The sequence below is a fragment of the uncultured Veillonella sp. genome (assembly GCF_963534045.1).
Lineage (GTDB): Bacteria > Bacillota > Negativicutes > Veillonellales > Veillonellaceae > Veillonella.
This window is the reverse complement of record NZ_CAUSQT010000020.1, coordinates 1-21,198: the sequence shown is the minus strand read 5'-3', so window position 1 is coordinate 21,198 and position 21,198 is coordinate 1. Positions and strand designations below refer to the sequence as shown.

The 21,198-nt window shown below is 41.0% G+C and carries 25 protein-coding genes and 1 tRNA gene; 7 read left to right on the top strand and 19 right to left on the bottom strand.

From position 1 onward, the window contains the following. Positions 1-129: 129 nt before the first annotated feature. From RYP29_RS04955 to RYP29_RS04925, 7 genes are all read right to left on the bottom strand, one after another. Entirely contained in the window at positions 130-429 is a 300-nt protein-coding gene (locus tag RYP29_RS04955) for a YerC/YecD family TrpR-related protein (RefSeq protein WP_005380196.1), read from the bottom strand. An 8-nt stretch (positions 430-437) separates the two neighbouring features. Beyond that, the gene (locus RYP29_RS04950) at positions 438-1,091 is read right to left on the bottom strand and encodes a methionine ABC transporter permease (RefSeq protein ID WP_005377242.1); all 654 of its coding nucleotides are present in this window, start codon (positions 1,089-1,091) and stop codon (positions 438-440) included. Continuing rightward, entirely contained in the window at positions 1,072-2,118 is a 1,047-nt protein-coding gene (locus tag RYP29_RS04945; protein WP_311532520.1) for a methionine ABC transporter ATP-binding protein, read from the bottom strand. Before RYP29_RS04945 ends, RYP29_RS04950 begins: the two co-directional genes overlap by 20 nt. Before the next feature lie 74 nt (positions 2,119-2,192). Further along, positions 2,193-3,050, bottom strand: a complete 858-nt coding sequence (dat, locus tag RYP29_RS04940) for a D-amino-acid transaminase (protein WP_005380174.1) — start codon at positions 3,048-3,050, stop codon at positions 2,193-2,195. Between the two features lie 208 nt (positions 3,051-3,258). Beyond that, the gene (locus RYP29_RS04935; RefSeq protein ID WP_105083521.1) at positions 3,259-4,374 is read right to left on the bottom strand and encodes an acyltransferase; all 1,116 of its coding nucleotides are present in this window, start codon (positions 4,372-4,374) and stop codon (positions 3,259-3,261) included. Between the two features lie 6 nt (positions 4,375-4,380). Continuing rightward, entirely contained in the window at positions 4,381-6,174 is a 1,794-nt protein-coding gene (locus RYP29_RS04930; protein WP_311532519.1) for a DUF4127 family protein, read from the bottom strand. A 140-nt stretch (positions 6,175-6,314) separates the two neighbouring features. Next, positions 6,315-6,941, bottom strand: coding sequence for a trimeric intracellular cation channel family protein (locus RYP29_RS04925; protein WP_005380215.1), 627 nt, complete (start codon positions 6,939-6,941; stop codon positions 6,315-6,317). A gap of 144 nt (positions 6,942-7,085) precedes the next feature. On the opposite strand from RYP29_RS04925, the gene tadA reads away from it, so the two are divergent. The 3 genes from tadA (at position 7,086) to RYP29_RS04910 (ending at position 8,967) form a co-directional block, all read left to right on the top strand. After that, positions 7,086-7,595 carry a tRNA adenosine(34) deaminase TadA gene (gene tadA / locus RYP29_RS04920; RefSeq protein WP_399553313.1) on the top strand — a complete coding sequence of 170 codons (510 nt, stop codon included), beginning with the start codon at positions 7,086-7,088 and terminating at the stop codon, positions 7,593-7,595. Beyond that, positions 7,549-7,639, top strand: a tRNA-Ser gene (locus tag RYP29_RS04915). Before tadA ends, RYP29_RS04915 begins: the two co-directional genes overlap by 47 nt. 140 nt (positions 7,640-7,779) lie before the next feature. Next, positions 7,780-8,967, top strand: coding sequence for an MFS transporter (locus RYP29_RS04910; RefSeq protein WP_311532518.1), 1,188 nt, complete (start codon positions 7,780-7,782; stop codon positions 8,965-8,967). A gap of 94 nt (positions 8,968-9,061) precedes the next feature. Here the strand turns inward: RYP29_RS04910 and RYP29_RS04905 are convergent, their stop codons facing one another. From RYP29_RS04905 to RYP29_RS04890, 4 genes are all read right to left on the bottom strand, one after another. Then, a complete protein-coding gene (locus tag RYP29_RS04905) occupies positions 9,062-10,309 on the bottom strand; it encodes an L-serine ammonia-lyase, iron-sulfur-dependent, subunit alpha (protein ID WP_311532517.1) in 1,248 nt (415 codons plus the stop codon). A 1-nt stretch (position 10,310) separates the two neighbouring features. Further along, positions 10,311-10,682, bottom strand: a complete 372-nt coding sequence (locus RYP29_RS04900; protein WP_311532516.1) for a RidA family protein — start codon at positions 10,680-10,682, stop codon at positions 10,311-10,313. A gap of 74 nt (positions 10,683-10,756) precedes the next feature. Beyond that, a complete protein-coding gene (locus RYP29_RS04895) occupies positions 10,757-11,581 on the bottom strand; it encodes a hypothetical protein (RefSeq protein ID WP_311532515.1) in 825 nt (274 codons plus the stop codon). Further along, a complete protein-coding gene (locus RYP29_RS04890) occupies positions 11,581-12,525 on the bottom strand; it encodes a glutamyl-tRNA amidotransferase (protein WP_311532514.1) in 945 nt (314 codons plus the stop codon). The genes RYP29_RS04895 and RYP29_RS04890 overlap by 1 nt, the downstream gene beginning before the upstream one ends. A 202-nt stretch (positions 12,526-12,727) precedes the next feature. Here RYP29_RS04890 and RYP29_RS04885 point away from each other — a divergent pair, with 202 nt between their 5' ends. Further along, positions 12,728-13,624, top strand: a complete 897-nt coding sequence (locus tag RYP29_RS04885; protein ID WP_311532528.1) for a UbiA family prenyltransferase — start codon at positions 12,728-12,730, stop codon at positions 13,622-13,624. A 237-nt stretch (positions 13,625-13,861) separates the two neighbouring features. After that, on the top strand, positions 13,862-14,683 hold the full coding sequence (locus RYP29_RS04880) for a MetQ/NlpA family ABC transporter substrate-binding protein (RefSeq protein WP_005382209.1): 822 nt from the start codon (positions 13,862-13,864) through the stop codon (positions 14,681-14,683). A 63-nt stretch (positions 14,684-14,746) separates the two neighbouring features. On the opposite strand, the gene RYP29_RS04875 is transcribed toward RYP29_RS04880, so the two are convergent. From RYP29_RS04875 to RYP29_RS04860, 4 genes are all read right to left on the bottom strand, one after another. Beyond that, positions 14,747-15,151 (bottom strand): cytidine deaminase, encoded by a 405-nt coding sequence (locus RYP29_RS04875; protein WP_311532513.1) that lies wholly within the window; start codon positions 15,149-15,151, stop codon positions 14,747-14,749. A 10-nt stretch (positions 15,152-15,161) separates the two neighbouring features. Next, the gene (locus tag RYP29_RS04870) at positions 15,162-16,463 is read right to left on the bottom strand and encodes a pyrimidine-nucleoside phosphorylase (protein WP_311532512.1); all 1,302 of its coding nucleotides are present in this window, start codon (positions 16,461-16,463) and stop codon (positions 15,162-15,164) included. A gap of 53 nt (positions 16,464-16,516) precedes the next feature. Further along, a complete protein-coding gene (gene deoC, locus RYP29_RS04865; protein ID WP_311532511.1) occupies positions 16,517-17,179 on the bottom strand; it encodes a deoxyribose-phosphate aldolase in 663 nt (220 codons plus the stop codon). Positions 17,180-17,242: 63 nt separating this feature from the next. Beyond that, positions 17,243-17,872 carry a 3'-5' exonuclease gene (locus RYP29_RS04860; protein ID WP_038124785.1) on the bottom strand — a complete coding sequence of 210 codons (630 nt, stop codon included), beginning with the start codon at positions 17,870-17,872 and terminating at the stop codon, positions 17,243-17,245. 231 nt (positions 17,873-18,103) lie between these two features. On the opposite strand from RYP29_RS04860, the gene pyrF reads away from it, so the two are divergent. Further along, positions 18,104-18,823 carry an orotidine-5'-phosphate decarboxylase gene (gene pyrF / locus RYP29_RS04855; RefSeq protein ID WP_005375655.1) on the top strand — a complete coding sequence of 240 codons (720 nt, stop codon included), beginning with the start codon at positions 18,104-18,106 and terminating at the stop codon, positions 18,821-18,823. Then, positions 18,820-19,407 carry an orotate phosphoribosyltransferase gene (gene pyrE / locus RYP29_RS04850; RefSeq protein ID WP_009661023.1) on the top strand — a complete coding sequence of 196 codons (588 nt, stop codon included), beginning with the start codon at positions 18,820-18,822 and terminating at the stop codon, positions 19,405-19,407. The genes pyrF and pyrE overlap by 4 nt, the downstream gene beginning before the upstream one ends. Positions 19,408-19,599: 192 nt before the next feature. Here pyrE and RYP29_RS04845 read toward each other — a convergent pair whose 3' ends face one another. From RYP29_RS04845 to RYP29_RS04830, 4 genes are all read right to left on the bottom strand, one after another. Then, entirely contained in the window at positions 19,600-19,896 is a 297-nt protein-coding gene (locus tag RYP29_RS04845; protein ID WP_118353545.1) for a transcriptional regulator, read from the bottom strand. 9 nt (positions 19,897-19,905) lie between these two features. Then, complete coding sequence (locus RYP29_RS04840) at positions 19,906-20,481, bottom strand: DUF1700 domain-containing protein (RefSeq protein WP_009661008.1); 576 nt, start codon at positions 20,479-20,481, stop codon at positions 19,906-19,908. Beyond that, on the bottom strand, positions 20,474-20,797 hold the full coding sequence (locus RYP29_RS04835) for a PadR family transcriptional regulator (protein WP_009661027.1): 324 nt from the start codon (positions 20,795-20,797) through the stop codon (positions 20,474-20,476). Before RYP29_RS04835 ends, RYP29_RS04840 begins: the two co-directional genes overlap by 8 nt. A gap of 250 nt (positions 20,798-21,047) precedes the next feature. Next, positions 21,048-21,198, bottom strand: a 151-nt coding sequence (locus RYP29_RS04830) for a PDZ domain-containing protein (protein ID WP_311532527.1), incomplete at its 5' end; no start/stop codon positions are given.

Here is a 21,198-nt window from a genome sequence, read left to right as displayed (position 1 = left end):
CCTCCCATATCTCACATACATATACTATCATTTTACCATTCGTATAAGTAAAAACAATAGTCCTATATACAAAATAACGGTGACCAGGGTCACCGTTATGTATTATATCCTACTATGAATATGTTACGACTATTTTTTGTCTGCCAATCGATCTAATACCACTGTATAACCATCAGCACCATATACAAGGCATCGTTTCACACGACTAATCGTCGCTGTACTAGCACCAGTTTCTTCTACAATCGTTTCATAGCTATCACCAGCGCGTAACATTTTAGCCACTTGAAGTCGTTGCGATAATGCTTTCAGTTCATTAACAGTACAAATATCCTCAAAGAATGCATAACATTCTTCTACAGTTTGAAGTTGTAAAATGCCTTCAAAGAGCTCGTCATGTTGAGCACTTCTCAATTTTTCATTGACGCTCATAACGCCTCCTATTTCTTATTCATCGCTTTGGATAAACCGTCACCAATCATTTGGATAACTTGAACCATAATGATAAGAATGATGATGGTAGCGAGCATGATATCCCCTTGGAAACGTTGGTATCCGTAGCGGATAGCAATATCACCAAGGCCGCCGCCACCAATAGCACCTGCCATTGCAGAGTAACCAATCAAGTTAACGATAAGCACCGTAACATTATCGATAATAGTTGGCAATGCTTCTGGTAACAATACCTTGCGGATAATTTGGAATGGGCTTGCCCCCATCGATTGAGCAGCTTCGATAACACCGAATTGAATATCCTTAATGGATGTTTCTACAAGACGTGCTAAAAACGGAATCGCCGCTAATGTCAACGGTACACAAGCAGCCGTCGTACCAATGGACGTACCAACCACCATACGTGTAAACGGAATGATGGCAACCATTAAGATGATAAACGGAATGGAACGAGTCGCATTAACGATAGCCCCTAGAATCTTATTAAGCGCTGCATTTTCTAAAATATGTCCCTTAGATGTAACCACCAATACTACACCAAGCGGAATACCAATAATCATGGCCATAATCGTAGAGATAACGGTCATTTGCAATGTATCCAAGGTACCGGTTATCAACAATTTAATTACTTGCTCTGACATAACCGATCACCTCGCTTTCAATTGGTAACGTTCTGATATAGTCTAGCCCTTCTTGCGCCTTCATAGGATCACCATTCAAAATGATGATGAGACGGCCTACACTAGTGTTTTGAATGTAGTCGATGCCACCGAATAAAATGCTTACATCGAGGTCAAAACGACGTACTAAACCTGCTACAACAGGTTCATCTGTGGCTTGGCCGGTAAACTTCAATTTTACCAATGGTGCCGTACCAGCAATCCAGTCATCATGAAGTTCAATATGTTCAAGCGCTTCTTTTGGTAGGTTATCGCTTACTACTGAGCCAACGAAATCTTTTGTAGTCGGTTTCTTCGGATTTGTAAATACTTCGAGCGTGCTACCTTCTTCTAAGATAACACCGCCTTCGATAACGGCTACGCGGTCGCATATTTCACGGATAACCTTCATCTCATGAGTGATGAGCACAATGGTAAGCCCCATCCGTTCATTGATATCCTTCAACAATTCCAAGATGGATTCTGTTGTTTGCGGATCCAACGCAGATGTAGCTTCGTCGCACAATAATACCTTTGGATTAGATGCCAAGGCACGAGCAATGCCAACACGTTGCTTTTGACCACCGGATAGCTGGGATGGATAGTTATTCACGCGGTCCGATAAACCTACGATATCGAGAATCGGAGTGATGCGTTCTTTGATTTCAGCCTTGCTAAGCCCTTGCAATTCCAATGGGAATGCTACATTGTCATAGACCGTGCGCGAAGATAAAAGATTAAAATGTTGGAAAATCATGCCAATGTGTTTACGCGCTTTACGCAGTTCACTAGCACTCAATTTCGTTAAATCTGTGCCGTCTACGATAACGGAGCCCGATGTAGGGGATTCCAGCATATTGATGCAACGAATCAGTGTAGATTTACCGGCCCCTGATTGACCGATAATGCCGTAGATTTGCCCCTTTTCAATGGTGAGGCTAATATCCTTCAGCGCTTCTACACGATTAGCACCTTCGTAGACCTTGCTAATGTGTTCTAATGTAATCAAAATATGTCCTTTCTTTGTGAAAGCTCCCCTTACCAGCCACTATAGCTACCATATTCATACCTATAGTATGCTAATTAAGCCAAGCCTTCTTCCATTAATTTTTCTAGACCATGACGTAATTTCATAGTCACTGCACCTGGTTTACCATCAGCTACAGGATTTCTGTCGAGTTTTATAATCGGAATCACACCACCAGTTGTATTGGTAAAGAATAGTTCATCCGCATCATCAACGAAGGCGCGGTCAAACTCTTTTTCGATAACAGTGATGCCCAATGAAGGTGCCACACGAGTGATAACCATTTGACGCGTAATGCCCTTCAAAATATGATTATCCGCTGGATGTGTATAAATAATTCCATCTTTTACGGCAAATACATTAGATGTAGCCCCTTCGGTACAAATGCCATCGCGGAATAACATCGCTGTATAAGCAAATTTCTTTTCCGCCTTTGTTTGCGCCAAAATGTTAGGAACCAAATTCGTTGTTTTAATGTCTACATGACCCCAACGTTCATCAGGCAATGCGATAGCTTTCACACCGGATTCCAACTTGTTCACTGCATCCATATCGAGATTATGAATGGACATGAGCATTTGTGGTTCAAGTTTAGAGCGATCATATGCATGATGGCGTGGCGCCACACCACGGGAGATTTGTAAGTAAATATAACCTTCCTTGATTTCACTTTGTTCAATCAAAATTTCGTGAAGTTCGGTCAAATCATCTGGTGTCATTTTTACAGGAATGTCCATTTCACGCATGGACCGATATAGACGGTCTTGGTGATAGGACAATGCAAAACAACGACCTTTTGTAACACGTACAACTTCATATACAGAATCACCGAATAAGTAACCACGGTCATCAATGCTGATTACCTTTGCACCTGGTTCGACGAATTCACCGTTAAAATATGTTAATTCTTTCATAAGAGCACCTCATTTTCCCTTGTTGTAACTCTAATCAGTATGATTGTATTATAGCACAATCACAGATTAATTTTCACACTTTACATTGTGAAAGTTTTCAAATTAGTCATAAAAAAATCCGCCCTCTACCGATAACTATAAGTTATGGTAGGAGCGGATTCTATTGTAATTAGTTATATACCAATCTTACAGGGCTTGTATAAGCCTATTAGTTGCCAAGAATATATTTTCGAATTGGCTTTGGTATTTGTTTTAAACCTACTGTCGTCAAGTAGGATAATCCTACGGCCATCACATACAACAGCACTACGTGAGGCACTGTAAATAGAAGATTATACTTGGCCATAATTCCGGTCATGATCAATAACCAGAACGGATGCGCCAAATAGATACCGTATGAAGTATCCCCAATTTGTGACCAGAACGCCTCCATCGTATTGTTGAGGGGCATCACTTGGAATAGGAATAAGCTAAACAATGTACCCAATGCCGTATAGAATACCCCCATTGGACTCAACTGATGCACTGTGTAAATCGCTTCGAGCACCGTATAATGCCATACATCCATGACATAGTAATAGGCGCCCAACATGGATAGAATCGATAAAATGGCACATGTGGCTAATAGGTATCGGTAGCGCCACATATAGTCCTTCACGATTTCATATCGCTCAGCTACAACAGCACCAAAGAGGAATATCCATACATAATGAATCACCCAATAATTAAGGCGCATATCAAAAAGATATTTTATAGCCGGAGAGTCGCTAAACTGTTGTGTCACCCAGGTCCCCAATCGATAGGAGGATATAAAATCAAATCCTAGTTGTAGGATAAATAAGATGACGAGCCACGGAATGGGGGCTTTCAAAATCCACCGCACCATCACACGCCATAGTGGCATGAGCACATAGAACCATACCAGTATAACCATAAAATATAAATGGTACATACTGTTACCAAACAAGAGGTTCACAAGCAATGGTCCGGGATGGAGATTTCCAAAATTGTGCGCCGTTATGCCTGTATAGATGAGGTAGAATAGGGACCACACAATGTAAGGATAGAGCACCACTTGAAAGCGTCGTTTCATAAAATCCTTGTAGCTAAATGGATCGTTTACCGATGTATGGTAGAACAAACCAAAGGCTGACAGGAAGAAAAATGCGGGCACTGCAAAACGCGATAAGATTTCCAACACGCTAATGAGTTGTAAATTAACGAACGGATTTTGTAATGCATAGGAGCCGACATGAATGCCGATAACGCCGAGCATACAAAGGCCACGCATATAGGTTATTTCAGGCAAAAACGATCGTTTCATAGGCGATTATTGTTGCGGCACAGCGGCCGGTGTTGGAACAATACGCGGTGAAGTCGCCGCTTGATGTACTACCGTTATCGAAGTTGCAGCTGGTGCAGCTTGAGTTGTTGTAGTTGGCACAGCTGGAGCAGCTTGTGCTTGACCATTGGCTTGTGCAGCCGCAGCAGCTGCTGCAGCTTCAGCTTGTCTTTTCGCCTCTGCTTCCCGTTGCATACGAATTTCTTTTTGAAGAGGTACTACTGGTTTATCATAAACAGTAATATCCGTTTCAAACAAACGGCCCCATGGGAATGTAGCCTTAACTGTACGAGGGTCTACCTTCAAATAAGTTTCACTGAAATCTTGTACACGTTCTTGTAAATACTCTTCTAATTTTGAATTCAAATCACCAGAGTAGCGTACATTGTCGGTACGAATGGAATCTTGCATACGATAAATATCCTTGCGGATATTCGCTTGGTATGCCCAGTTATCCAAATATTGTTGGGTCAACATATCGCGATGTCCTTCTGGGGACATAGATTGTAGCAATAAGCCTTGTGCAATCGCATAGCCTACCGTATTACTTGCTGTATTCCAGCCATTGTAAGCGCCGATTTTATAGAGTAAATCGCGTTTATATAAAGCACCTAACAAGGTATTATCAGAGCCATTGTTATAGGCAATATCCGCAATGCTCACGTTTACACCTTGTTCCGTAGCTTGTTGAATACGATCTACAAAGGCATTCGTAGCTTGAGAAATCATTGGGAAGTTACCAAAGGTTTCAGATTCAGATGTGCTTGTAGAAAGAGGTGTATTAACAGCGAGAAGAACAGTTGGTTTACCTGCAGTTGTCATCGTACCACCAACGGCTTCTACGTGTTCCGCAATCGTTTTATCAACGGTTTGGTCTTCGTAACCTGGCAATGTTTTGCCGGCACCACCAAGTGGATAGATAACGGAGAACGTAGGTTTTTCCGCACTTTCATCGGTACGAGAACGAGCCATCAACAATAAACCGAGTTGATCTGCCCCAGGGAAGCTGCCATATTGTGTACGTGGAATGCCCTTGGAGTATTGATTTAAATAGCGTCCTTCTAATGCGGATTGAGACAATTGGGATGTATCATCATGGCCCAATGCAAAGTATGCAAAGACACCATTACGCGCTTCATCGATCAAGTCTTTATTCACTTGCATATTTTTTTGACGGCGAGAGAACCAGTCTTGTAGATATTCTACAGGGACAGAGGCTTGCAAGCTCATCAATTTTTGCGTTTCCGCTTGTGTCAATGTACCTGCATCCAATTTATCTTGTAGTGCAGCAATTTGGAATATGGTTGGACCATAATCTGCATAGTAGGATGGTTCTGTACCGCCTCCACTAGCGCGTGGGGAACGCATGACGGTACCAAAGCCATAAATGCGTATATTTTTGTGGTTTGCCTTAAGCGCTTCGATGCGTTTTAAACGATTTTCCAATGTGCTCAATGGCAAATTATGTTTACGAGAATCCACAAGGCCGCCATAGATTAAGGTATCTGTACTCAATACCATAACATCGGCACGGCCCGCATTTTGCTCTACCCAATTCCAGATTTGATCGGCTTGCCCTTTGTAGGTTTTACCGGAAATCAAATTTTGTGGTGGTGTTAACACCGTCATCCCCGCTGCCTTTGCAATATCAACTGTATATTGTAGGCTTACTGGACGATCATCTTGCGGAACATATAACACAGTTTCCGCATCAACTTGAATGGATGTACCCGTAGCAATAGCCGTAACCATTAACGCTACTTTCAACCATTTTTTAGACATAGGTTAAACTCCTTTATCAAGCACGCTTGTGCGTACCATTTCACAACTGTTGTAAGGGATACAATCATAAAAAAATAACTAATATTACAATTATATCACTTAGTCATAATTTGGCAAATGTATCGCATAAAACCGATTTACTATCTGACACGAGGCAGGCTCCAGTGATATTTTATAGCTAGTAGACGAATGACCAGCACAATGGTGAAAGCCCCATATACGGCTTGGCCCGCCCAATCGCTAATTACCAGTAGATAATAGGCTATACCGCCAATAATGCTTGGCAACGCATATACGTCTTCTTTCAGTACGGAAGGTACGCGCTGCGCCAACATATCGCGCAGAATGCCACCACCTACAGCGGTAATGGTACCAAGCAATACGATGAATATAGGCAAGTCCGGATAGAGTGTATACCCTGCAGAGGCACCCGTAACGGTAAAGGATGCTAAGCCAAGAGCATCGGCAAATAAATAACTAGCCCTACTACGAGGTCCCATTATGTTTCGATGATAACGACTGTTATAAATGACAAATACAATAAAGGTTACCACGAGGACGACCGTAACGTACACTACATTACGAAGTGAGTTTGGCGGAAAATAGCCTAACAGTACATCACGAATCACACCGCCCCCAATAGCGGTAGCAAGGGCGAGCACGGCCATGCCAAAAATATCCATTTTACGGGACACACCCACAAGTGCGCCTGATACGGCGAATGCGATGGTACCAATCATGTCAAACATATACCAAATAATATCCATACTAGCCTCACACAAGCAACTGACACAACGATTAAATCTATTCGCAAAAATACGATAAAATATGATAGACTCTATGTAAGATATTATACATTAAGAGGTGCGATAATGACAAAAGACCTAATGGATTCAACCGAACTTAATACAATGGACGAGCGCAGTCGTGACGAATACTTTATGAGCCTTGCCATCGAAGAAGGCAGAAAAGCGTATGCCCTTGGCGAAATCCCTATTGGCGCCATTTTGGTCCACGATAATCAAGTCATTTCACGTCATCATAACCGCCGTGAACTGGATCATGATGCAACGGCTCACGCCGAGGTTCTCGTCATCCGTGAGGCCTGTAATAGCCTAAAGCGCTGGCGGTTGACTGGATGCACCCTGTATGTTACGATAGAGCCGTGTCCTATGTGCGCAGGAGCCATTATTAACAGCCGTATTGATCGCGTTGTATATGGTGCTAGCGACTACAAAGGAGGCGCCGTAGAATCTCTGTTTAATGTGCTATCCCATCCGGGACTAAACCATGAGCCACAATTGCAAGCAGGCATCCTCGCTGATGAATGTAGCCAATTGATGAAAGAGTTCTTTAAAGAGCGTCGTAAAGCACGGAGGAGTACCCAAGAGGCTGAAGGGTCCGCACTCGAAATGCGGTAGGTCGGGCAACCGGCGCGGGGGTTCAAATCCCTCCTCCTCTGCCATATTTAAAATGATAATGATAGAGATATAATAGATAAACCTAGATACACATAATACAGATGTTATCTAGGTTTTATTTGTATACATATAGTATATAATATAAATATATTGTATATTACATCATCAATCAACGAGGTTTACTATGCAAAAGTATTATCCTTATCTCATCACGCTGAGTCACATGATCAACGACTCATGCCAAAGTGTATTACCTGCATTATTGCCGCTGTTTATCTATACGTATGGACTGTCCTTGGAGCAAGCAGGTTTTCTCATCTTAGCAAACACGGCATTATCGTCATTGCTACAACCATTGCTAGGGTATATTTCAGACAAGCTCAATCAGCCACGCCTCATCGCAGCAGGCACGTTATTATCCGCATGTAGTACGGGGATGATGGGTTTTGTTTCATCTTATGAAAGTCTCCTTATATGTGCCACACTAGCTGGTGTAGGTTCTTCCATTTTCCATCCTGAAGGGGCAAAAATTATGAACCGCCTCGGAGGTGGCAAGAAGGGCAAAGCAATGGGAATCTTCGCCATCGGCGGTAGCTCAGGCTTCGCCTTTGGTCCTCTATTTGCTGGCGCTATCGCCTATACAGTAGGTGCACATGGTCTAGCGGCTTTCACCGTAGCCGGTATTATTATATCTACCGTTCTATTTCTGCTCATGCCACGTATCGTAGCTCATGCCCAAACTATCGACCAAGCCGTAGCCACCGAAAATCCAACAGTTGCGGCTCAACCACTGAAAAATTATTGGAAATATTTTGGCATATTGTTCATCATTATTCTAAGCCAATCGGTTAATTTCCGCGTTATTAATGCATTTATCCCTGTATTCTGGACTCATGAACTCGGCACGAGCCCCGAACAAGGTAGTTTTGCATTAACCGTATTCTTTAGCATCGGCATCTTTATGACATACATCGGTGGCTTATTGGGCGATAAATACGGTCCTATCAAAATCATTAGATTATCTCTGTTGATTTGGTTGCCATCCATGTTCCTATTAACACAAGTCCCTGAGTTTTCTGTAACGATTATGATGCCACTTGCCTATCTGATTTTACTCATGATTGGTGCTGCAAAGGCCATCAGTTACAGCCCTGTTATTGTACTGGGCCAAACTTATCTAGCTAAGAGCATCGGATTTGCATCAGGCATCACCCTTGGCGTAAGCCAAACAATCGGCGGCATCATCGCACCGGTTGTAGGGAATTTAGCAGATACCTATTCACTACCAGCAGCCATGATGACACTAGTTCCATTCCTTATTGTGGGACTAGGCGCATCATTGCTACTAAAGGATCCTAAAAAATTACAATAATATTAGAAAAACAGCGTTATAACCAAACCGGTCATAACGCTGTTTTCTTATTTATAGGATTATAGGACGAACTGTTTTCCGTATACAAAACCAATTAATGCTTCAACATTTCATTCAAAATGACTACGTCAGTTTCTTTCATGCCTTGTGCTACGACACCGATACTTTTAATCGTATCATCAACGGAGTGAGCTACGAGGCCATCACCCTTTTGATAGCTCTTGTTAAGGCGGGCTTGTTTATAGCCCATGAAAGCTCCATCTAAGGAGATGGCAATTTTGCCGGCACAAGATGGTTTCGCCCCATCACATACGATACCGGATAGACTAACAAGGCCATTTACGAGTGTATCTTCGATGATATCTTTACTATCGCCTTTCAAGAAGGCAATACCAGCTACACTTACAATGCCAGCCGATACAACGCCACAATATGCGGACAGTTTACCAATACCAGATTTAACGTAAAGCGTTAACAAATTGGCAAATACAAGGGATCGATATAATTCCTCATCGGTTTTATCGAGTTCCTCAGCAGTTGTAATGATAGGCATTGAAACGGTCAATCCTTGATTGCCAGAGCCGGAGCAAATAACTACAGGCAACGGGCACCCACTCATACGTGCATCAGATCCTGCTGCGGCACGAGCCTTGCACTTTGTTTCTAGAGATGGGGTTTCATCATCAAGCAATAACAATCGACCAATATTGGCACCATAATCATTGGATAAACCTTCATTCGAAATGGCCGTATTATATTCTACCTGCTGCTTAATGCTAGGTAAAATACCGGAAATGTCGCCAGCTTTTGCAAATTCGTAGATACTATCGAATGTCATCGGGCAAGTACCACTTTCAGCCTCTTTAATTTCGTTAATGGTTTCAGAAATCACGTTTCCATCTACAGACACATAGGTAATATTGGTATGTGCATTTTCAATGCGTACTACTGCCGTATGTTCATCGGTTGTGGCCGTAATTTCAATGTAGAGATTATCAACGCCTTCTGCTAGTTCTACAGTGCAAAAATTAGCCTCTAATAAGGTGCCTAACCACTTACGATCTTTATCGGTAGCCGATTCTAACACCTCTAGTTCACGTTCTGGATGGCCTACGATGGCACCGAGTACGGTAGCCGCAGCTAAGCCTTTGCGGCCTCCAGAGTTCGGAATGACCACGGATTTTACGTTTTTAATGATATTGGCACTGCATCGCGCATGAATGTGGTTGGGAAACTCATCCAATACGGATGCGGCCTTGGCTGCTGCATAGGCAAGAGCGATTGGCTCTGTACAGCCAAAGGCAGGTCGCATTTCTTTTTGTAATAATGAAATATAATCCATATTATACTTCCGCGATGATTTCCACTTCTACTGCAACGCCCAATGGAAGATCTTTTACAGCCACGCAAGAACGAGCTGGTTTAGATGTAAAATATTTTGCATATACTTCGTTGAATGGTTTGAAGTCATTGATATCAGCTAAGAAGCATGTTGTTTTGATAACCTTGGAGAAATCAGAACCTGCTTCGGCTAATACAGCTTCAATATTTTTGCATACTTGTTCAGTTTGTGCTTCGATACCGCCTTCAACTACGAAACCTGTAGCAGGGTTAATCGCTACCTGACCAGATGCGAACAAGAAACCGCCAGCTACTTTAGCTTGGGAATAGGGACCTACTGCTGCAGGCGCTTTATCTGTGTGAATTGTTTTCATAATAGGACTCCTTTTTACAATACATACATATATAGAAATTATTATACATTAATATCGATGTTTTTCAATATATTTTATTTAATAGATTTGAAAGCATCTGCAAAGATTGGCATAAAATATTGACGTTGTACATCACTAGTCAATGCCAAGAACAATGTAGGCTTTTGTGGATTCATTACGAGTGCCGCTTTTGCATAATATGGGAATTTGATACCTTCCGCATCAACTAATACGCGAGAACCTACGGTATATGTTTGATACTTTGTATTATTCATTTTCTCCATTTGTTCTGTGTTTTCTACAGTAATGGTAGTAGGTTTTTGGCTTTCACCAACAATACCAAAGGCGGTGCTGTAATCTTTACCAGCACTTACATAGATGGAACCGGGTACGTTCTTATCTGGCAATGTAAATGTTTTAGATTCTTTTGGCAACAGATTATTAACCGTAGTCAACATGAGTTGTTCTGTAATCGGATCCAACTCACCATTATTGAGTATGGCTAATACAGGAAGGACAGACGCATTAGCCTTAGGGTTATCAAATAATGCATTGGCTGCCGTTTTCAAATCTACGGCTACTAACAAAGCGTCCTTTTGGCCGGTTTTATCTTCCCCTTGTAATTGATATACATCATAGGAAACGCCCATATAGTTAAGCGCAGATAATGCATCCTCATTACTTTGGCGAGTCCGTTTATTCGTAGTTGGTTTTGCATTATCCTTGATAAGCAAATCCTTTATAATATCCACAGAATCTGTAGTAGATGCGGTTGCTACCGTAACTGTATTCGGAACAGACATGGATCCTGCTAATGTTTTTACATCCGTTGCGCCCGCAAAACTAGTCACAGCACCAACTAAACAAGCTGCTAGCACAAGAGTTTTTAATGGTTTCATTATTTATTGCCTCCCTTTAGGGTTTTCAATCCATACATGGATTCTAATTGTCCTGTCCAGTAGTCTCGGCTCGTATCTTCGGTAGCCAAGATTTGTACTGTAAGCCCATCGTTTTGTGGCATTGCATACATAGTTAAGCTACCAGGCAATACAAAGCCATCATATTTTAAGCTGCCGCGCACACTCATACCGGCCATAGCACCAAACTTAGATGTATATGGTTTAAATGATATTTCTGTAGCACCCATTGTAAAGTTAGGAATAACGCGTTTAAAAAGATCCACACCTTCTTGAATACTTTCTTTATTCTTTTGCGACAACGATGCATCTTGCATAGCACTTTGTTGTATTGTTTTAATCATATCGCGATGCATAGTAGCATTTAAATTTGCCATTTGTGGTTCTAACATCTTACGATCAAGTGTAACTGTGGCCATTTTTGAAATAAACTTCTCTGCATTAGATTTTGTGTAAGGCTCGCTAACAGATTGTGCTTTCACTTGTTTATCGGCCATTGCGGAATTAACAATTTGCGTAGTCATACGATCTAAATAATTAATAGCCTCTTTATTTACATTATACGTGAGTAACCAGCCCGTATGATGACCTAGTGTACTATCCCCAGATAATTGGTACAAACTATATCCATCTAGAGCAGTACCTTTAAACTCTTCTTTTACCATGGGATAGGATGTTTTTATGCGGTCGTTCATAGATTGTGCAGCTCGTTCATTAGCCTTTTGAAGGGTCTTATTTTGTTCCATCGTTCTGAAAGTAGGATTTGTAGGAATCGCATCTACAGCTACCGCGTGTACACCATTATTAGTGGTAGCATACTGACCATAGCCTAAATCAATTGTATCGGCACAAGCTACAGCCGCCATACCTACCGTTAAGCAGGTCGCGCAAGCTAGTGTCATTACCTTCTTACTCCACGTTTTCATAGTCTCACCTCATGAATATATGAATTGAATTATATAAGTAAGTTAAATTAAGAATTTTAAATATACATATAATATTATACTATATAATTGTACTAACATGATAGGTACACCAAATTTACATTTCTCCTAATGTACTATACAATACTTAAAGATAAGAAAACGTATTTCTAACAGAAAGGAGTTGGCATTTCGCCACACCATTATGATACAAGAATTAATTCCTCTCACTAGACCTCGCACATTGGCTGCTGCATTAGGGCCAACCATCTTAGGTGCTGCATTTAGTTATTATTCCTTCGGTGCACTTCATGGCACAGGACTCGCCATATTCCATACAATTCTTATATTTTTAGCCGTCGTATCGGCTCAAATCATCGCCAATTTATGGAATGAATTGAAAGATTTTAAATCTGGTCTTGATGCGGGGCAAAAAATAGGTAATGCTGGTTCTCTTACCCGTGGTGCAGTGACGCCAAAGCTCATCTCCACTATGATTAAGATTCTTATGATTGTACCTATCATCATCGGCCTATACCTATCAGCCACCATTACATGGTGGTACATTCCGGCCGGCATCATCTGTATTTTAATTAGTTTTTTGTATTCAGGTGGCCCAAAGCCAATTTCTCGCACACCATTTGGGGAAATCTCATCCGGTATCGCCATGGGTTTTGCTATTGTCCTCATTACAGGCTTTGCGTGGACGCGTGAACTTTCACTAGCATTCCTAATCCCTGCACTACCAGCTACCCTATTAGTTGGATCCATCATGCTCACCAACAATATTCGAGATATTCGAAACGATGAAAAACACGGTCGTCGCACATTACCAATTGTATTAGGCCGCGACCGTGCCATCAGCCTAATGAGCATCACCTATATCTTTAACTTCTTCTGGATTGGTGCCTGGATCTATTTAAAAGTCCTCCCAATCCCAGCATTACTCGCATTACTCGCCATCATCCCAGCGTTTAAAACCATCAAAACATTCTATACCCATGTAGACGAAATCAAATTAGATAAAGCCATGGGTACTACCGCTGGTGCCGCCATGTTATACCAATTACTATTAAGTATAGGGCTCATTATAGGTAAGTAAAAAAGAAGATAAGCCATCCTAAATTACGACTTTGGCCCTGCGGAGGCCGAAGGCCGGAGACAGACCCGGCCGGTGGAGTTATTTAGGGTGGCTTATCTTTTACATTTACGTATAATGAGCCCTATAACTTTTAGTTATGGATAACTTCTAATAATACATAGTTGCGGAATAGGAAATAATTTAGTACTATAAGTTTATTAAATTACATTTAATTTTCTCGAAAAGGAGAGTGTTTGTATGAACAAATTTTTAGCATTAGCGGCTACAGTCGTTCTCGGCGGTGCTCTATTAATCGCAGGTTGCGGCAGCGATAATAATAAAGCAGCTAGCAGCGGTGACAAACAAGTATTAAAAATTGGTGCTACTGCAGTACCACATGCGGAAATCTTAGAACAAGTAAAACCGATTTTAGCAAAAGATAATATCGATTTACAAATCACAGAATTCACTGATTACAATACACCAAATCTAGCATTGGGTGATAAAGAAATCGACGCTAACTTCTTCCAACATGTGCCATACATGGACGAATTTGCGAAAGCACATAACCTTCCTCTAGTATCTGTGGGTGGCGTTCATCTTGAACCAATGGGCTTATATTCCCGTCAAATCAAAGATTTAAAAGACCTTCCTAAAGGTGCAAAAATCGCTATTCCTAATGACCCTACAAATGGTGGTCGTGCATTAATGTTATTACAAAAAGCTGGTCTTATCACATTGAAAGACTCCAATAATATCTTATCCACTGTACAAGATATCGCTTCTAACCCTAATGGTTACCAATTCGTAGAATTAGAAGCCGCTCAAGTGCCTCGTTCCATCGACGATGTTGCACTAGCAGCTATCAACACAAACTATGCATTAAGTGCAGGTCTTAACCCTGGTAAAGATGCATTGTTCATCGAATCTAATGATTCCCCTTACGTAAATATCGTAACTGTTCTTAAAGGCAATGAAAACGACCCTCGTATCAAGAAATTGATGGAAGCTCTTCATAGCCCTGAAATCAAAAAATTCATTCAAGATAAATACCAAGGTGCAATTGTTCCTGCATTCTAATGGTCATTATCTTATGCTAAAAGGCTGGAGCCACGCGCTCCAGCCTTTTTCTTGTACTACATTCTATTTACCAATTACATCGTATTCAGAAAAACTAAATGGTAATAGTTCCTCTATAGTTACTATTTTTATATTCCCCATCAAGTTTCCCATAATGATTAGAGGTATTTTAAATTCAGCCATTACCTGACGACATGCGCCACATGGCGCACAAGGTCCTTCCGTATCAGCAACTACGGCAAGGGCCTTAAATTTTATATGACCTTCGGATACGGCTTTAAAAATGGCCGTTCGTTCAGCACAGTTGGTGAGACCATAGGAAGCATTTTCTATATTACAGCCTTCGTAAAGGGTACCATCTTCGCATAACAAGGCAGCGCCAACAGCGAAATGTGAATATGGAGAATAAGCATTTTCACGCGCTTTTATGGCACAATCCATAAGTTTTTGAATTTCTAATTCTGTCATATACGACTCCTTATGCCACAATATCAAGAATGGTATCCACTACATTTGGCATTTCTTCGCCAATCGTAATCGCCTCTATATAGGTCTTAGCTGCATTAGCAAGTAAGCTTTCATCAGAGGCATACAAGGTCGCAATACTTTCACCTTCAGCAATGACATCACCAGTTTTTTTATGCATGATAATACCTGCACTATAATCGATAGGGCCATCTTTTATGGTGCGCCCAGCACCAAGCATAACAGATGCTATACCACATTGTTCGGTATTCATATGGGTAATGTAACCAGCCTTAGGCGCTATTACATCATATGTACATTGGCCGATAGCTAGTAGGCTTTCATCATCAATCACAGAGCTATTACCACCTTGAGCGTCAATCATGAGGCGTAGACGTTCGAGTGCAGTGCCAGAATCGAGAGCATCACGCACACAAGTTAGGGCGGTTTCATAGTCGCAGATGTGGCTTAGAACGAGCATGTGAGCAGCCATGATAATACATTCATGGGTCAAGTCGTCAGGGCCATGACCTTTTAATGTATCGATGACCTCACGAATTTCTAAGGCATTGCCTATGGCATGACCAAGGGGCCGATCCATATCCGTCAAAACAGCCTTAACGGAACGACCGTTTTCACGTCCAATATCTACCATAGCCTTAGCCAAGGCACGGGCCTCTTCAATGGTTTTCATAAAGGCCCCACTGCCGACCTTTACATCTAGTAGAATGGCTTGCGCACCAGATGCCAATTTCTTGCTCATCACGGAGGAAGCAATAAGAGGAATACTGTCCACTGTTCCCGTTACATCGCGCAAAGCGTAAAGTTTTTTATCGGCTGGTGCCAAACCTTCTGATTGACCTATAACGGCAAGGCCTATTCTATTCACTTGGGCGATAAAATCTTCTTGGCTTAAGGATACTTTCAAACGAGGAATCGATTCCATTTTATCGATAGTCCCCCCTGTATGACCCAGGCCTCTACCAGACATTTTTGCGACCTTACCACCACAGGCGGCCACTAAAGGAGCAATGATAAGTGTCGTCTTATCCCCTACACCACCTGTACTATGTTTATCTACGGTGATACCATCAATTGACGATAAATCCACCATTTGTCCAGACTGAGCCATCGAGAGTGTCAACGTACCGAGTTCACGAGCATTCATGCCATTAAATACGATGGTCATCAATAGAGCACTTACTTGATAATCAGGAATAGTACCATTTACATAACCCTCTATGACAAAGCGAATTTCCTCATTTGTTAGTGCTAAATTGGCTCTTTTTTTCAAAATAATATCATACATGCGCATAGTTACACCGCCATTCTAAGAAACCACCTAAGCACTGCCTAGGTGGTTTTTCTTTATACTTCTTCGTCCAAATGATCTTTTAGGAGCTCTACGGCCGCACTCGCCCCGATACGGCTACATCCTTCTGCAATATAAGCCTTCATATCAGAAATGGAACGAATGCCTCCGGCAGCTTTAATCTGTACATTAGGACCAATATGCTTCTTAAATAGTTGCACATCTTCTAATGTAGCGCCACCACTACCAAATCCAGTTGAGGTCTTGATAAAATCTGCGCCGCCTTCCGTTACACAATGGCATAATTCTATCTTTTCTTCATTCGTTAAGAAACAAGCCTCGATGATAACCTTTAAAATGTTATCACCGCATACGGATTTAAGAGCCTTGATTTCCTCTGTTATAGCATGAAAATCCCCTTGTTTCGCATCACCTAGATTGATGACCATATCCACTTCTGATGCACCTTCTGCAATAGCTTGTTTCGCTTCCGCCACCTTGGATTCTGTCGTTTGATAGCCTAGAGGAAACCCAATAACGGTACAAATATTCAAATTGGGATATGCATTATGAGCGGATGCCACAAAATCAGGTGGAATGCAAACTGATGCCGTATGATAGGCCAATGCATCTTCACAAATCACCTTAATTTCATCCCATGTAGCAATGGGTCTTAACAATGTATGATCCACATAGGTTAATAGTTCTTTACCTAACATGACTACCTCCAAAACAATCTATTATTCTATCAGGATTAGTTACCATCGTAACCGAGCACGTCTTTAGAAAAAGGACATCTGCTCTGGTTCTGGTTCCTTATGTAATTCTGCTTGTGCAGCTTTATTTTTTTCATCGATGAATGGTTCAAGAGGTACGCCTATTTTTGAAAGTAGTTCGGGTAGTGAGTTCGCCCCTTTCAAGCGAGCTGCCTCGATAGCAACCTTGGCGCATGTTTCAGCATCATCCAATGCATAATGATGCTTAAATTCTACGCCTAAGTACGCCGCCATTGTGTTCAATTTGTGATTTACCAAATCGGGCCATACGGCACGAGAAATTTTTACAGTACACGCATAGTCAAGTTCTGGCCAAGGAATTTTATAGTAATCAAGAGTGGCACGCAATACATTCATATCGAATTTTGCATTATGGGCAATCATGATTTTTCCCTTCAAATGATTTTCATAGATAGCAGGCCATAGTTGATCGAATGTCTTTTCATGCAACACTTCTTTAGGTTCAATTCCATGAATTTCAATACATTCTGGGTCAAAGGACATAAACGGTGGTTTAATAAGACTATACGCTTTTTTGGTAATCTGCCCATTTTCAACGGTAATAACCGCTAAGGAACAGGCGCTATTTTTATATTTATTAGCTGTTTCAAAATCCAATGCTACAAAATCTAACATGGTAATCCTTTCTTAGCTATTAACAACATATTATATACATCAGTCCGATATACATATATCAACTCGTATTAGGAATCATCTTCACTTCTGTATTTATTATATCATGAACGCGAAGAAAATCGATGTATAAAAGCAGTTCTTAAGCCGACTTTCACAACGGATTTTCATTGACAGGACGCCCTATTCTATGTGAAAATTATTTAGATATATAAGTACTATGGAGGTTATAACATGGCAGATGACAGATTAATCGTCGCCCTCGACGTATCCACAATGGATGCGATGAAATCTATCGTGTCCTCACTGGGGGACTCCGTTAGTTTCTATAAGGTGGGCATGGAATTATTCTACGCCGAAGGGGACCAAACGGTTCGCTACTTGCAAGAGCACGGCAAACATGTATTTCTCGATTTGAAATTACATGATATTCCTAATACGGTGGCCCATGGCGTATCTTCCCTTACTCGTTTAGGCGCCAATTTAATTACCATTCATGGTCAAGGTGGCCCTATAATGATGAAAGCTGCCGCTGAGGCTGCTCGTGAAAGCGCTGAAAAACTAGGCATCGAACGTCCAAAACTATTGGCTATTACCGTTTTAACGAGCTTTGATGACGAATCTTGGACATCTATTGGCGGTCAATTACCAATTGCAGACCAAGTAATTCGTCTTGCTAAACTAGCAAAAGAATCCGGTATGGACGGTGTTGTATGTTCCGCTTTAGAGGCTAAGATGATTCGCGAGGCCTGTGGACCAGATTTCCTTATCGTTACACCAGGTATTCGCCCATCCTTCGCAGCTACAAATGACCAAAAGCGCATTGCTACACCATCGAGTGCATTACAGGATGGTGCATCTCGCCTTGTTATTGGCCGACCTATTACGCAGGCTGAACATCCACAAGAGGCGGTACGTTTAATTATTGAAGAAATGGAGAGTGTATCTAAATGATGTCAGAACAAGAAGTAAAACAATTACTTATCGATACTCAAGCAATTTTAGAAGGTCATTTCTTATTGACTTCTGGTCTACATAGCCCTATGTACGTTGAAAAATTCAACGTATTACAACATCCAAAATACACTGAAACATTGTGTAAAGAATTGGCAGAACGCTTCCGCGATCAAAACGTAGAACTCGTTATTGGACCTATGACTGGCGGTATCTTATTAGCTCACGAAGTCGGTAAAGAATTAGGCACACGCGCTATCTTTACAGAACGTGAAAAAGGCGTTATGACATTGCGTCGTGGATTCAAAATCGAACCAGGTACACGCGTACTTATCGTAGAAGATATCGTAACTACAGGCGGTTCCGTACAAGAAGTTGTTAACGTAGTTAACCAATCCGGCGGTGAAATCGTAGGCGTAGGCCTTCTCGTTAATCGCTCCGGTGGCAAAGCTGAATTTGGTGTACCAAAAGAAAAAGTACAAGCATTACTTAACCTTGAAGTTCCTACATACAAACCTGAAGAATGCCCTCTTTGCAAAGATGGCGTAGCTATGACAGAACGCGGTTCTAAACACATTAAATAAAATTATAAACAAATACAAAAAGAGCTCCTTCACTGAGGAGCTCTTTTTGCTTGTGTGTAGTTATTGTGTGTAAGAGAGAGATTCTGATACGAATGTATCACGTAGAGTGTATGGCTCTACGGTGGCCATGAATGCACTTTCATGACCACGTTCTCTATTATTTTATGAGAGAAAAGGACTCATAAAATATGGTTAGTTTTGATTTCGTCCCACACCATCTTGAGGCATCATTTGGTTTTGACAATTTTGGTACATATGTTGACCATTATTTGGCCCCATACCATCTTGAGGCATCATTTGATTATTTCCATCCATCATATGTTGGTCCATATGCATATTAGAACCATCATGTCTATGTGGTTTTCTAAACTGTTGTTCATTGGTTTTCATCCATTCACCAAAATTTGGTAAATCATTTACAGCAAAGGATGTACCTACCCCTACAGCACTGATTACAGTTAGAATGGCAGCAATTATAATTCGTCTCATAGGTCCTCCTTAATCTACATTGCTGAAATAACGTTCGCGTACACCACGAAGTTCAGCACCGATAAATATACATGTAAGGCCACCAAAAAGGCCTACACCTGCGAGTGCAACTAAAGTTATCATAGATAACGCAGGAAATGCGGTTACATTTTCAAATGGTTGCCATGAGCTACCTAATAAATATAAAATAGCTGGCGTAATCACCAATATAAGCACGCCTACAATATAGGCTAAGGCACTGCCAATAGCAACTAATGTCTTCGATGCCTTTTTTGCCATTCCCGGTAACTGCGGTAATAAGCGTTCTTTATACTCATCAAATCTAGCATAGATTTCTTGCATATTCACAGATTTACTTGTATTACCATCCTCATTTAACGTATCTGTAATAATTCCAGCATCTACATAGGATGCATAAATTTCCTCTGGAGTCCCCAAGGATTTAATAATTTCATCATCTGTAAGGCCTTTTTCATGGCCTACAGCAAAGTGTTCTTCATAAACCTCTATAATACTTTCAACATCAGCAACACGTGCCTTTTTGAAGATATTACGCAGTGCTTCTAAAAAACTTTTCTTATTCATTATAGTCGACTCCTTTCAACAGGATATTTACAACGCCAGAAAACTCATTCCATTCTCGTCTCATCTCGTTATAAGCCTCTCGGCCTGTATCTGTTATATGATAATATTTCCGAGAAGGCCCTGTAGAAGATTCCTTTAAATAGGTTTCAACATACTTCTCTTTTTTTAGCCTATTAAATAATGGATATATCGTTCCTTCAGAAATTTCTATGTATTCCGAAATAGTGCTTACAATTTCATATCCATAGCGATCCTGCTGTGTTAATAATGCTAGCACCAACATATCCATAACACCTTTTTTTAATTGAACTTGCATAGTTCCTCCCTTTAGGCTGTGCCTACCTGCCAATGTGAAAGCTCTCTTATGGTCACTATCATGTACTGACAAATACATAATAACACAAGGTACCTCGAATTGCAAGGTACCTTGTAAAAAATGTTTTAGACAATATAAAACCCTTTCAATATCTCTAAAAACACACCTATTATAAAGTGTTTCATGAATTGAAAGGGTTTTAAGATGTTAGATTAAATTCAATTTTCTAATGTAAATACACGTCTATTAATTAATTTGTAGAGGCTTGTCCTAATTTTACCTGAGCGCTCTTCATTTTACCATTATGAGTATAAGATAATAAAATAGTGTCGCCAGGGCTCTTGGTGTCAATTTGCTCTTTCAATTCGATTAATGTACTTACATTCTTACCATCGATTTGA